15 protein-coding genes and 1 tRNA gene are annotated in these 12,607 nt (G+C 67.5%); 4 read left to right on the forward strand and 12 right to left on the reverse strand.

Going from position 1 to position 12,607, the window contains the following annotated elements; all coding sequences use genetic code 11:
- Positions 1-6 precede the first annotated feature (6 nt).
- Both ABFX50_RS10650 and ABFX50_RS10655 read right to left on the reverse strand, forming a co-directional pair.
- The gene (locus ABFX50_RS10650; protein ID WP_346145440.1) at positions 7-615 is read right to left on the reverse strand and encodes a TetR/AcrR family transcriptional regulator; all 609 of its coding nucleotides are present in this window, start codon (positions 613-615) and stop codon (positions 7-9) included.
- 196 nt (positions 616-811) lie between these two features.
- Positions 812-1,384, reverse strand: a complete 573-nt coding sequence (locus ABFX50_RS10655) for a TetR family transcriptional regulator (protein WP_183654980.1) — start codon at positions 1,382-1,384, stop codon at positions 812-814.
- A gap of 72 nt (positions 1,385-1,456) precedes the next feature.
- Here ABFX50_RS10655 and ABFX50_RS10660 point away from each other — a divergent pair, with 72 nt between their 5' ends.
- A complete protein-coding gene (locus ABFX50_RS10660) occupies positions 1,457-2,029 on the forward strand; it encodes a dihydrofolate reductase family protein (protein WP_346145442.1) in 573 nt (190 codons plus the stop codon).
- Between the two features lie 17 nt (positions 2,030-2,046).
- Positions 2,047-2,205 (forward strand): hypothetical protein, encoded by a 159-nt coding sequence (locus ABFX50_RS10665; protein ID WP_183654975.1) that lies wholly within the window; start codon positions 2,047-2,049, stop codon positions 2,203-2,205.
- 113 nt (positions 2,206-2,318) lie between these two features.
- On the opposite strand, the gene ABFX50_RS10670 is transcribed toward ABFX50_RS10665, so the two are convergent.
- Entirely contained in the window at positions 2,319-3,830 is a 1,512-nt protein-coding gene (locus tag ABFX50_RS10670) for a serine hydrolase domain-containing protein (protein WP_346145444.1), read from the reverse strand.
- A gap of 270 nt (positions 3,831-4,100) precedes the next feature.
- Here ABFX50_RS10670 and ABFX50_RS10675 point away from each other — a divergent pair, with 270 nt between their 5' ends.
- On the forward strand, positions 4,101-4,340 hold the full coding sequence (locus ABFX50_RS10675; protein ID WP_346145446.1) for a hypothetical protein: 240 nt from the start codon (positions 4,101-4,103) through the stop codon (positions 4,338-4,340).
- 811 nt (positions 4,341-5,151) lie between these two features.
- Here the strand turns inward: ABFX50_RS10675 and ABFX50_RS10680 are convergent.
- The 8 genes from ABFX50_RS10680 to galU form a co-directional block, all read right to left on the reverse strand.
- Positions 5,152-6,042 carry a hypothetical protein gene (locus tag ABFX50_RS10680; protein WP_346145448.1) on the reverse strand — a complete coding sequence of 297 codons (891 nt, stop codon included), beginning with the start codon at positions 6,040-6,042 and terminating at the stop codon, positions 5,152-5,154.
- Between the two features lie 342 nt (positions 6,043-6,384).
- A tRNA-Ala gene (locus ABFX50_RS10685) sits at positions 6,385-6,461 on the reverse strand.
- Positions 6,462-6,515: 54 nt separating this feature from the next.
- Complete coding sequence (sepX, locus tag ABFX50_RS10690) at positions 6,516-7,142, reverse strand: divisome protein SepX/GlpR (RefSeq protein ID WP_346145450.1); 627 nt, start codon at positions 7,140-7,142, stop codon at positions 6,516-6,518.
- Positions 7,143-7,320: 178 nt separating this feature from the next.
- Positions 7,321-7,944 (reverse strand): GNAT family N-acetyltransferase, encoded by a 624-nt coding sequence (locus tag ABFX50_RS10695; RefSeq protein WP_183654962.1) that lies wholly within the window; start codon positions 7,942-7,944, stop codon positions 7,321-7,323.
- 51 nt (positions 7,945-7,995) lie between these two features.
- Positions 7,996-8,472, reverse strand: coding sequence for a MogA/MoaB family molybdenum cofactor biosynthesis protein (locus tag ABFX50_RS10700; protein ID WP_221241310.1), 477 nt, complete (start codon positions 8,470-8,472; stop codon positions 7,996-7,998).
- Entirely contained in the window at positions 8,469-8,939 is a 471-nt protein-coding gene (gene moaC, locus ABFX50_RS10705) for a cyclic pyranopterin monophosphate synthase MoaC (protein ID WP_346145453.1), read from the reverse strand. Before moaC ends, ABFX50_RS10700 begins: the two co-directional genes overlap by 4 nt.
- Entirely contained in the window at positions 8,936-10,123 is a 1,188-nt protein-coding gene (gene glp, locus ABFX50_RS10710; RefSeq protein ID WP_346145702.1) for a molybdotransferase-like divisome protein Glp, read from the reverse strand. The genes moaC and glp overlap by 4 nt, the downstream gene beginning before the upstream one ends.
- Positions 10,110-11,012: a UTP--glucose-1-phosphate uridylyltransferase GalU gene (galU, locus tag ABFX50_RS10715; RefSeq protein WP_346145455.1), complete on the reverse strand. Its 903-nt coding sequence runs from the start codon at positions 11,010-11,012 to the stop codon at positions 10,110-10,112. The genes glp and galU overlap by 14 nt, the downstream gene beginning before the upstream one ends.
- Positions 11,013-11,037: 25 nt before the next feature.
- Between galU and ABFX50_RS10720 the strand changes: the two genes are divergently transcribed.
- A complete protein-coding gene (locus ABFX50_RS10720) occupies positions 11,038-11,625 on the forward strand; it encodes a 5-formyltetrahydrofolate cyclo-ligase (protein ID WP_346145457.1) in 588 nt (195 codons plus the stop codon).
- On the opposite strand, the gene ABFX50_RS10725 is transcribed toward ABFX50_RS10720, so the two are convergent.
- On the reverse strand, positions 11,600-12,550 hold the full coding sequence (locus ABFX50_RS10725) for an LCP family protein (RefSeq protein WP_183654951.1): 951 nt from the start codon (positions 12,548-12,550) through the stop codon (positions 11,600-11,602). The genes ABFX50_RS10720 and ABFX50_RS10725 overlap by 26 nt on opposite strands.
- Positions 12,551-12,607: the final 57 nt, after the last annotated feature.

Consider the following 12,607-nt stretch of genomic DNA (forward strand, 5'->3'; position numbering starts at 1 on the left):
CGAGCCTCATGCGTGCCGTACATCGAGAAAGGCGGCGAGGGCCTCGCTCACGCGTTGCCGGTACTCCTCTGACAGCGGATCCACGTCGTAGATCTCCTCGATCACCTGCGGTAGCGCGACCGGGGCGAAGGCGAGCAGGAACGAAAGCAGCGTCACGAACTCGGGCGGGTGACCCTCGCTGATCTCTCCCGCCGCCTGGCGGGCGCGCGTCTGCTCGACGGCGGCGGCGGCCACTGTGCGCCACTCTCGCGCCAGCGCTTCGGTGTCGCCGGGATAGTCACCCAGCGCCTGCCACACCACGAGACGGGCCCGCCGGGGATCACGCAAGGTGGCGTTCAACACCATGCGGAAGCTCTCCAGGAACGGCTCGGCCTTGCTGGCCGGCACCAACTTCGAGCGCCGCTCCTGCCAGCTCGACAGCAACTCCTCCAGCAGGCCTTCCTTGCCGCCGAAGTAGTAAGAGATCAGCTGCACGTTGACGCCGGCGCGCTTGGCGATGGCCGCGGTGCGCGCGCCGCTGTACCCCTTGGCGGAGAACTCGTCGAGGGCCGCATCAAGGATGCGCTCCCTGGTACGCGCCGCTTTGCTCGTCGCCTGGAGCTGATCTTCGGGCATGGACGCATATTATCAATCAATCGCATGATTACAAGCGGGCAAGGGCACAGCGCTCGATACAACGCCGCATACGACGGCTGCGGAGCCGCAGCCACTCCGTGGGGGCGCAGTCACTCGGCTGGCCGCTCCCGATCTCTCGAAAGCGGCCCGTGACGCCTGGCGTCCGTTTCCCAGGACCGTAGGGTGGCCCTACAGGTCAGGCATTCAGCGATCTCTGTACGGCGGCGTCCACCAGCTCGTGGATCTCCTGCTCGGTGAAGATGTCGGGCAGTGTCAGCCGCTCCACGATGAGCCAGTTCAGGGTGAGGTAGAGGAGCACCACCGAGGTCGAGTCGCCGGGCAGGCCCGAAGTGGCGTGGTAGCCGATGTTGGCGTCGATGTCCTCGCGGATGCGCTTGGTCAGCACGGCGCGCAGCTCAGGGCGCCGGGTGGACTCCAGCCGGAGCTCGAGCAGGGCCAGGTATCCGGAGTTGAAGGCCGAGACCCGGTCCACCAGTTCGTGCATGAGCTCGGCATAGCGGGTTTCGTCCTGCACGCCCTCCTGACTGCGGGCGATCGTGGCCTCGTCGGGCAGCAACCGCTCATAGATCCGTCCGCCGACCTGGGTGAACAGGTCGTCGCGGTTGGCGAAGTAGTTGGAGGCCGTGCCCGGGGGCACAGCCGCCTCCGTATCGACGGCCCTGAAGGTCAGCCCCCGCGCTCCTTCCCTGGCCAGCACCTCGATGGCCGCGTCGATCAGCGCCTGCCGCCGTTCGGGATTTCTTCGCACTTGACACCACTCCGTCTGTAGTACTACGTTTTGACCACTCCAAACAGAGTACTACATCGGGAGTTGATCGATATGCGAAAGCTTGTCTACTACATCGCCGTCTCGCTCGACGGCTACATCGCGGGCCCCAACGCCGAGTTCGACTTCTACCCCGTGTCGGACCAGATGGCCGCCTGGATCAACGCCCGTTACCCCGAGACGCTCCCCACCCACGTCCGCAAGCTTGTCGGCCTCGAGGGCGTGCCCAACAAGGTCTTCGACACGCTGGTGATGGGCCGCGGCACCTACGAGCCGGCCCTGGACGTCCCCACCACCAGCCCGTACTCCCACCTGCGCCAGTACGTCGTCTCCAGCACGCTGACGATCGACGACCCCACGGTGCAGGTGGAGGCCGGCGACCCGATCGAGCTCGTCCGGCGGCTGAAGGCCGAGGACACCGGCATGGACATCTACCTCTGCGGCGGCGGCAGGCTCGCCGCCTCCCTGCTCCCGGAGATCGACGAGATCATCCTCAAGAGCTACCCCGTGGTGGCGGGCGCGGGCATCCCCATGTTCTCCGGACAGTTCAACCCCACCCTGTTCACCCCCACCCGGCGCGAGTCCTTCGACAACGGCACCCAGGTCACCTGGCTCACCAGGGCTTAGTACCCCAAGGAGGAAGCATGCATATCAAACTCCCCGCCACCATCACCCAGGCCAAGACCGAGCACCAGGCCCGATCGCCGCACCGGCACGACCAGCCGGCGCGCGACCTCAAGCCCACGGGCAGGACCAATCTCTCCCGCCGCCCGACCGCCGCCCCTCGCCGCAGCGGGTACTGAGCTCCACCCACCACAACGACCAAGATCCCGTCCGATCAATCGATCGGACGGGATCCCGTCAACTTCAGTCCAGCCGTCTCAAGAACGGCTCAAAAAGCGCTTCCTTGATTGCTTCACGCACGAGACGTGATCGTTTCCCGCGGTCCGGACGTCTCGCCGGCACGTCCACGAGCGCCACGGGCACGAACAAGGTGGACGACACGAGAGACGACGACGGCGGCAGCGGCGAGTGCGGCTGTGGCAGCCCAGACATACAGCGCGAGCCACACATATGTGATCTGGTCCAGCGTGCCCGCCCTGTTCATCACGAAGCCGATCAGGTCCGCGAGACCGAAGAAGAACACGATCGGCGCCGCGTACGGAATCAGTCTCACGATCACACGCCAGGCGGCCCGGCCCTCGCGGCGGCGGGCCCAACTGCCGGCACGGTAGACCCCCAGGATGCCGAGTCCGAGGTTGAGCACGCTCAGGCCGGCCAGCCAGAGGTCCGCGGACATGGTGAAGGGCGCCGCTCCGGCGACAGGGCGGCCCTCAACGACGTCGATCAGGCCGTCGGTGATGAGAAGCGCGTCGTCGCCGGAGATCATCCCAGTGTTGGTGACGACCGCGATGCCGTACTTGCTCTCAGGTAGGAGCGTCTGGACGGAGTTGTGGGTGAGCAGCCAGCCGGTGTGCTGAAGCCGGGGCGCTCCGCCCTCGGTCTTCCCCTCCGACCAGCCCATCCCGTAGGTACTGCCGGCTACGCCCGACGCGCTCTGAGCGGTCTTCAGGATCTTTTCGGGCAGGACACCGCCGGCGCCGTTCTGCGCAATCAGCCATCTCGCCAGATCGTCGGCGGTGCTGACGACGCCGGCGCCGCCATTGATGAACCACTTCGGCTGCGAGCGCTCGACGACCTGGCCATAGGCTCGAATGTAACCCGCACCCTGGCCGGGCAGGTCGCTGGTGGTGTTCACGGTCGCGGTCGATGTCATGCCGAGCAGGCGGAACACGTTCGCGGCCATATGGTCGGCGAACGGCACCCCGGCCACCACCTCGACCAGCCGCGCCGCGACGGCGTAGTTGGGGTTGTGATAGGCCATCTTGGTGCCGGGCTCGCTGGCGAGCGGAGCGGTTCGCAGCATCCCGACGGCGTCCTTGAGCGTGTCTGGTGCGGCGAGCGTCAGCTCCGGGAAGCTCTGGTCACTCATCCCCGAGGTCTGCTGAAGCAACTGGCGCACAGTGATCTTCGCGGCGCGAGGGTCAGCCATGGTGAATTCGGGGAGATACGTCTGTACGGCAGCATCCAAGCTGATCTTGCGCTCATCGGCGAGACGCAGCACCGCCAAGGCCGTGAACGACTTGGAGAGTGAGGCGAGCGGCATCGGGGTGCCCTTCGTGATCGTCTCACCCCCGGCCGTGTGGCCATAGCCCGCGACGTGGACGACCTGGTCACCCTTGGTGACGGCGACCGTGGCACCAGGCAACCCGGTCCGTTCGACATAGTCGCGCATGTAGTCGTCGATCACGCTCGCGCTCAGATCCTCAGCCGACGGCGTCACCGCCGAAGCCTGCGCCGCCGTCATCCCCATCGCCAGCAGCACGCCAGCCAGGCCGGTCATCGCCGCGACCTTGCGCATCTTCATCAGGCTTCCTTCCGAGGTTCTTTCTGCCGAGAACCAACGTAGGAATTCGTCCAGGTACGGCACAGTGCACGATCGTCTGGCTCTCACCCCGACTTTCGTCAGGTGGACACGTCCCGAGGTCAGCCCCCGCCAGAAACGGCTCAGAGATCGCAGGCCCCACGAGATCCCACCCGATCAAGAGGATCAGGCGGAAGCACCTCGCCACGACATCCCCACCCAGGTCCCATGCTGAAAGCAGGCCCACATCACTCCCACCGTTATGGTCGTCCCGTGACCGCCATCGCCTGGAGCAGATTCGGAGCGGCCGGCGCCATGCGAAGCACCCCGCAGGGGCCAAGCGTGAGCACGTCGATCTGGAAGAGCGGTCGCCCCAGCTTGGGATCAAGGACCTGTGAAGCAGATGCCGTGATCTCACCAGACTTCGTGCGGGAAACAGGCAACCTGTTCGACGCCCTGGCAGCTCAGTACAACGCCGAGTACGACGGCTGGGAAGCCGCAGCCACTCCGTGAGTCGTAGTCACTCAGTTAGTCACTCGGCAACGCAAAAGGCCGCCTCTGATCTTTCAGAAGCGGCCTTTGAGCTGGGTGGACCCAATGTGCGCTTACTCGAACACCGCGCCGCAGGTAGAAGCGCTGACGTTAGCACTCAGCGAGTCACTGTGATCACAGGGCACCCACCGTCATGGTCATCACGTGACTGCCGCCGCCTGGCAGCAAATCGAAGACGAACGCTACGAAAATGGCTGGACTCCATTCGACGCACGTTTCGCCTTCCGACCGGCAGTCGCGCTGCCAACTCCCTATCAAGGGAGTTCGTAGCGCACCAGAGCCTCAGCGAACGGCTCCCCGTTCGTGCGGGCGTATGCCATCCGAGCGCGTGCTTCGCTGAGCGTGCGCGGGCGGTAGCCCGGGCCACCGCAACAACTCTTGTGGAAGCGGACACCCGAGTGCAGCAACAGCGAGAGCACCCGCCAGGCCGCATTGTCCCGCCGACGCGGGGCCGCAAAGGCTGAACCGACGTGGATCAGCGGCTCGGCGCAACGCGGGCAGGACCGGTCGTAGTGGCCAGCGCCGGGATAGGGCTGCTTGTACGAAGCGCGGCAAGGCAGACAGACAAAGGATGTCTTTGCATGGGCCATGCGATCAGCGTAGGCCTGTCACGGGCCGAGATCGACAGGTTTCCTGTCGGCAAGATCCAAAGGACAGGCCCTAACGAAGCATGGAGCTCCCTGTCAGCTATTGCTGGTCGAGAGCTTCCCCGTCTCGCTTTGCCACGAACGAACCCAGTCCCGGTTCGGTGTAGATCAAGCACCACGGGCCGTCAGCGCCTGTTCAGTCCCTGCAGCACCGGCAGCCCAGTGCCGGAGTCAAGTACGAGGCGGTCGCCGAGCGGTCGGGTGAGCGTGACGGTAGCCGTCGCCGTCTTGAGAATCGCCGGGCAGAGCTTGCCAGAGCTGGAGTCCTCCTCGTCCATGTCGATCACCACCAGTTGGTCGGTCTCGTAAGCGCGCGGCCCGTGAACGGTGTCGCAGGCGCCGAACCCGTAGCGGATAAGCAGCTCGTCAGGCTTGCCGGCGACGAGGTCGAACGCCATCACCTCTTCGAACCCTCCCTGTATCCGTTCGGGACGGGCGGTGACGGCCGAGGGGTCTACCGCCACGTGGACCTTCTTCTGCTCGACTCCTTCGACGGTGAACACCCAGGCGGGCACCTGGATTGTGCCGCGGCTGGTCTCCAGCGGGACCTTGCCCAATCTGGCGCCGGTGACCCGGAGCGGGCGGCATCCCTTGGCCGGGCACTCCTCTTCGATGAGGTCCGCCGGTTTGCTGAACTCCTCGTACGCGCTAGCCGCCGAGATGAGCGGCACCTGCGAGACCTCGCCGTCCGGCCATCGCACGTCGGCGCGGTGAGGGGAGTTCGCAGGCAGCTTGGCGGCCAGCCGCCAGGCACCGTTGTGCGAGCTTCTGTTCACCCAGGCCGGGATTTGGCTCACGTGATTCCATCCCTGCGGGTTCAGGACTTCCAGCGCAACGAACCCATTGCGCCAGGCGTGGTCGTCGGCAGAGCCCTGCCAGCGCGCTGCTACCTCCCTGGCACGCGTCTCGAACTCGTCACGCGATGCGCCATGGGACCCGCCGGGCGAGGCCTCATGGTCCCCGCCGCAGGAGGACAGGAGAAGCACCAAAGACAGGCAGGCGATCATTCTTCGCATGAGGCCTCCTCCGTCCTATGATCAGCCAACGTCCGACGCCTCCGCTTGGCTTTCCGGGTTCTGACGATCCCCCCTGGGGACGGACTCGACCAGCAGGTCGGCGAGATAGGCCATTCGGATCGGTCTGCCGGGGAGCCTGAACGCAGGTACCCGAGTCACGGAAGCTGTGTACCGCAAGCAGCTCAAGCCCGTGATCACCAAGGGTGCCGAGACCATGAACGCCGTGTTCGGCGATAACAGAAGAAGGAAGCAAGAGTCCGCATGAGGCGGCACCCATTGGCCCTCAGACAGCGAAAAGGGGCCTCGGATCAGCTCCGAAACCCCTTGTCACCTGGTACTTCGTGGTGGAGATGAGGGGATTCGAACCCCTGACCCCTTCGATGCGAACGAAGTGCGCTACCGGACTGCGCTACATCCCCAACGACCTCGATTAGATTAGCAAACTTCCAGGAGTCCTTGCGCCAGAGTCTCGCTCAGTCCCCCACCGCGCGCCGAGGTGGGTCGGCGTACTGGTCGAACAGGACGTCCGGCTGCCTGAACTCCAGGATCTCCGCCTCCGCCTGCTCGGCCGCCAGCGCCTCCGCCCGCTGCCGCTCCCTCAGCCTGCGCAGACGGGCCGCGCGAGCCTCCACGGCGCGCTGCCTGCGCTCCCTGTCCACCCGTACGGCCATGCGCAGCACGGTGAGGTAGCCCGTCATGAGCACCCCCGCGGGGGCCACGCCCCACCAGGGGATGACCTGGACGGCGGCGGTCACCACGGAGGCGAGGACCAGCAGGATGGAGAAGAACAACATCCGCCTGCGGCGCGCTACGATGATCGCCCGGCGCCGGCCCTTGAGCCTGCGCAGGTCCACCGACTGCCGGTTGAGCTCGCTGATCGTGTCGTCGGAGAGCGGCGCGTAGTCCGTCTCGACGGGCTCGGCGACCTCGTGCGGCTCGGCGGGAGTGGCGACCGACAGCACGGGGACGGGCCCCGTCACCTCGGCGGCGTAGAACTCCTCCAGCTCGGCCAGGTTGCTGCGGTCCCTGCGCAACCACATCGGCACCAGGACGCACAACCACATGACCACGATGGCGAGGTAAAGCAACACGCTGCTCACGGCCACCTCCGAGCGCCGAGCAGAGCCGCACCAAGCGCCCCGGAGATCGCGGGAGCCGCCCTGAGGGCAGCACGAAGACGCATACGTGCTCTTGGCGTCTTCGATGTGCTCACGTCACGCACCGTAAGACCGCGTGTCACTAATTGACGAGCATTCGGTGCGGTGTGTCGCGAGATCGTCAAACCTCTTCATGTGATGAACCGGCGCGACGCCACTGGACGAGCAGCCCGCGAGGGACGTCCTCCACGGTCAACGCGTAGCAGATGTGGTCCCGCCAGGCCCCGTCGATGTGGAGTTGACGCCGACGGATGCCTTCTTCCCTGAACCCCAGCTTCTCAACCACTCTGCGGCTGGCGTGGTTCTCAGGACGGATGTTGGCCTCGAGTCTGTGCAGGCCCGTGGTGAAGAAACAGTGGTCCACCGCCATGGCCAGGGCGGTGGGTGTGATGCCGCGTCCGGCCAGCGCGCCGTCGATCCAGTAGCCGACCTGCGCGGAGCGCGCCGAGCCCCAGACGATGGCGCCGACGGTGAGCTGGCCGGCGAAGCGGCCTTCGTGGGTGACGACCCACGGCATGGACAGCCCCTGACGGGCCTCTCTGCGCAGGGTGGTCACCATCGACAGGTACGGCCCGAGCCCGGTCCTGAACAGCGGCGTCTCGGGGTTGCTCGGCTCCCATGGACGTAGCCAGTCGGCGTTGCGCAGGCGGGTGTCGCGCCAGACGCGCACGTCGCCAAGGCGTAGCGGGCGCAACCCCACCGGCCCCTCTGTCAGGGTCACCGGCCAGCCACGAAGTCGATCCACATCCTCATCATCCCCCCAAGACGCAGGAAGCCGCCATGGATCGGCAGGAGGTCAGCGTGGGTGGTCGCCGCCGCGGATCTGGTCGACGGCGTGCGCCAGGATGGGCGCGAGGACGGCGACGCCGTCCCTGACGCCTCCCGAGGAGCCGGGCAGATTGACGATGAGCGTGCCGCCCGCCTGTCCCGCCAGTCCGCGAGACAGGACCGAGGTCGGCACTTGGGCCCTGTTCGCCTGTCTGATGGCCTCGGCGATGCCAGGAATTTCCCGAGAAATGACCTTGGCCGTCATCTCCGGGGTGAGGTCCTGGGGCGTCAGCCCGGTGCCGCCGGTCGTGACGATCACCTCGTAGCCCCTGGCGACCCCTGCCCGCAGCTCCTCCTCCACCGGCGGCCCGTCGGGCACCACGACGGGCCCGGTCACCGCGCAGCCCGCTTCGGACAGGAGCGAGGCGAGGAGCGGCCCCGACTTGTCGGCGTAGACGCCCGCCGAGGCGCGGTTCGAGACGGTGATGACCAGCGCGCGGATCAAGGACGTCTCCAGAGTCCGGTCTTGCCGCCGGTCTTCTCCTCCACGCGCACGTCGGTGATCACGGCCGCGGGGTCCACCGCCTTCACCATGTCGATGAGTGCGAGGCCCGCCACGGTGACCGCGGTCAGCGCCTCCATCTCGACGCCGGTCCTGTCGGCGGTCTTCACCACGCAGGTGATCTCCACCCCCGAGTCGACCACGGCGAGCGTCACCGACACGCCGTGCAGCGCGATCGGGTGGCACAGCGGGATGAGGTCGGGGGTGCGCTTGGCCCCCATGATGCCCGCGATGCGGGCCACGCCGAGGGCGTCGCCCTTGGGGACCTCGCCCGAGCGCAGCAGCGCGACGACCTCCTGCGAGAGCACGACCCGCCCCGTGGCGGTGGCCGTACGGACGGAGACGTCCTTGCCCGCGACGTCGACCATGCGCGCCGCGCCTGTCTCGTCGAGATGCGTGAAACCACTCATATCCGAATCACCTGTACAGAAGCTCCTGAAGGCACCTCGGTGACCTGCTCGGGCACCATGATGAGGCAGTTGGCCAGGGCGAGCGCGGCCAGCTGGTGCGAGCCCTGCCCGTGGACCGGCGTGACCGTGCCGTCGTCGGCCAGCACCCCGCGCAGGAACGACCGCTTGCCCTCGGGCGAGTGCAGGGGCGCGAGGAGGTGCGCCGGGCGCGTGGCGGGAGGTCCTGCGGGCAGGCCGCGCATCTTGCGCAGCGCCGGCCGTACGAACAGCTGGAAGGAGACGTACGACGACACCGGGTTGCCGGGCAGGGTGAAGATCGGGACCTGGTCGTCGCCGACCACGCCGAAGCCCTGCGGCATGCCCGGCTGCATGGCGACCTTCTCGAACCTGACGGTGCCGAGCGGGCCGAGCGCCTCCTTGACCGGCTCGTAGGCGCCCATGGAGACCCCGCCGCTGGTGATGACGGCGTCGGCGCGCACGAGCTGGGCGTCGAGCTGGTCGAGGAAGACGGCGGGGTCGTCGGTCACCGTGCCCGCGCGGAAGCCGTCGCCACCGGCCTCGCGGACGGCGGCGGTGAGAGTGAAGCTGTTGGAGTCCCAGATCTGACCCGGGCCCAGCTGCGTGCCGGGCTCGACGAGCTCGGCGCCCGTCGAGAGCACGACGACGCGCGGACGCGGACGCACCCAGACGCGACGGCGTCCGGTGCCCGCGATGATGCCGAGCTGGGCGGCGCCGATCGTGGTGCCGGGCTTGAGCACGACCTCGCCGGCCTGCACGTCCTCCCCCGCCCGCCGTACGGCGTTGCCCTCCCGCACGGGGCGGTCGATGCGCACGGTGACGGTGCCGCCGTCGGTCCACTCCACCGGCACGACCGCGTCGGCGCCCGCGGGCAGCGGCGCGCCGGTCATGATGCGTACGGCATGCCCCTGGCCGATCGCCCTGAGCTCGCCCGACCCCGCCGCGATGTCGTCGATGACGGGAAGCGACACCGGCGCGGCGGCGACGTCGGCCGCCTTGACGGCGTAGCCGTCCATCGCGGAGTTGTCGAAGGGCGGCAGCGGCACCGGCGAGGAGACCTCCTCGGCCAGTGTCGTGCCGAGCGCCCGCTCGAGCTCGAGCTCGAGCGGGGCCAGCGTGCGAACCGTGGCGAGGATGTCGGCCAGGTGCGCGTCAACTGATTTCATCGAGGAACTCACGCAGCCACGGTACAAAGTCCGGGGCGAGATCCTCACGATCGGCGGCGAACTTCACCACCGTACGCAGGTATTCGAGCTTGTCGCCCGTGTCGTAGCGGCGGCCGCGGAACAGCACGCCGTGCACAGGGCCGCCCTCGTCGCTCCCGCGCGTCGCCAGCGTGCGCAGCGCGTCGGTGAGCTGAATCTCGCCGCCTCTGCCCGGCGGGGTGTTCTCCAGCACCTCGAAGACGGCCGGGTCGATCACGTAGCGCCCGATGACCGCCCAGTTGGACGGCGCCTCGTCGACAGCCGGCTTCTCCACCAGGTCGGTGACGCGCACGACGTCGTCCTCGGAGGTCGGCGAGATGGTGGCCACGCCGTACAGGGAGACCTGCTCCTTGGGCACCTCCATCAGCGCCACGACGCTGCCGCCGTAGGTGTCGCGCACCTTGATCATGCGCTTGAGCAGGTGGTCGCGATAGTCGATCAGGTCGTCGCCGAGCAGGCAGGCGAAGGGGTGGTCACCGACGTGCTGCTTGGCGCAGAGCACGGCGTGCCCGAGGCCCTTGGGCTCGCCCTGCCGCACGTAGTGCAGGGTGGCCAGGGAGGCAGGCTCGAGGACCTGGGAGAGCCGTTCCTCGTCGCCCTTGGCCTCAAGGGCGCCTTCGAGCTCGAACGCGCGGTCGAAGTGGTCTTCGATGGAGCGCTTGTTCTTGCCGGTCACCATCAGCAGGTCGAGGAGCCCGGCAGAGGCGGCCTCTTCGACGACATACTGGATCGCGGGCTTGTCGACGATCGGCAGCATCTCCTTGGGAGTTGCCTTGGTCGCCGGGAGGAACCGGGTGCCCAGACCCGCGGCGGGCACGACGGCTTTCGTCACAGGGTCGAAGTCAGCCATACAGGCGACCCTACTGGAGGTATCTGTGGACAAGCTGAACCTGCGCCTCAAGCTGACGAGGCAGCGCGCCGCCATCCCCGAGCAGAAGAGGCGGGAGAACGCGCGTCGGATCCGCGAAACGCTGCTCGACCAGCCATGGGTCCAGATGGCCGGGCTGGTCGCCTGCTACTGGTCGATCGGCGACGAACCCGAGACACACGGCCTGGTGTTCGCCCTGTGGAAGCACGGCGCGACCGTGATGCTGCCGGTGCTGCGCGACGACGACGATCTCGACTGGGCGGTCTACGACGGCCCGGACACGCTCACGCCCGGGCGGTTCGGGATCATGGAGCCTGTCGACACGCGCAGGGGCGTCGAGACGATCCGCACCGCCGCGCTGGTGATCGTCCCTGCCCTGGCCGTCGACAGAACCACGGGCGTACGGCTGGGCCGCGGCGGCGGCTCCTACGACCGCGCGCTGGCCAGGGTGGGCCCCAACGTGCCGACCGTCGCCCTCCTGCACGACGACGAGCTGATCGACGGCGTCCCCTCCGAGCCCCACGACCAGCCCGTCCGCTGGGCGGTCCACCCCGGCGGCCTGGTCAACCTCAGTACAGCAACTCCGTATCGTTGATCCCGCCGTTCGCCTCCACGTAGTCGGCGAGGGCGTCCTGCCTGACGGCCGCGAACAGCTTCTCCGCCTTCTTTTCGTCGATCTTCACCACGCTGGCGCCCCTGATGGTCGCCGAGCCGAGGTGCGGCGTGGTGAGCGCGGTCAGGTCCTCGACCCCTCGAAGGTCGAACGCCAGGCCGCGAAGGAGGCTCATGGTCACGCCCGGGTCCACGCTGAGCGACTTGGTCGACTCCTGCAGGAACGCGTCGATGGCGAACAGGCTGCTGTCACGCAGCTTCCGCCCCATGGCCTTGATCACGGCCTGCTGCCGCCTGATCCTGTCGAAGTCGCCGCCCGGCAGGTTGTAGCGCTGCCGTACGAACAGGAGGCTCTGCTCGCCGTCCAGGTGGACCTTGCCCTGCTTCCAGGTCACCTTGTTCATCGGATCGTAGGTCGTGCGGGCCACGTACACGTCCACGCCGCCGAGCGCTCTGGTCATGGCGACGAACCCGGCGAAGTCGACGGCGGCGAAGTGGTCGATCCGCACGCCCGTGAAACGTTCCACCGTCGAGATCAGCAGTCGGGGGCCGCCATAGGCGTAACTGGCGTTGATCTTGTCGTTCCCGTGGCCCTTGATCGGGACGTAGGCGTCACGTGGGATGCCGACGACGTAGATCCGCCGTCGGTCGGCGGGAAGATGAAGAATCATGATCGTGTCGGCGCGTTGCGCGCCCTGCTCGCCCGGACGCCGGTCCGAGCCGATGAGCAGCCAGTTCTGCGCCTCGCCCACCGTCTTGCCGGGGCGCTCGGACTCGACGGGAAAGGGCTCGGCGATCCGCCGGATGTTCCCGTCATAGACGTACTGTCGCTGCATCAGCAGGGCGAATCCACCCGCGAGCACCATCGCGACCAGCAAACCGCCGATGATCATAAAACGGCGTAACATCGCGCGAGCATAGCGCTGGCCGGCAGTCCGGACTAGCGGCTTATGTACGCGACAATA

Origin of the sequence: Nonomuraea recticatena, assembly GCF_039533245.1 — a bacterium.
Classification (GTDB): Bacteria; Actinomycetota; Actinomycetes; order Streptosporangiales; family Streptosporangiaceae; genus Nonomuraea; species Nonomuraea roseola.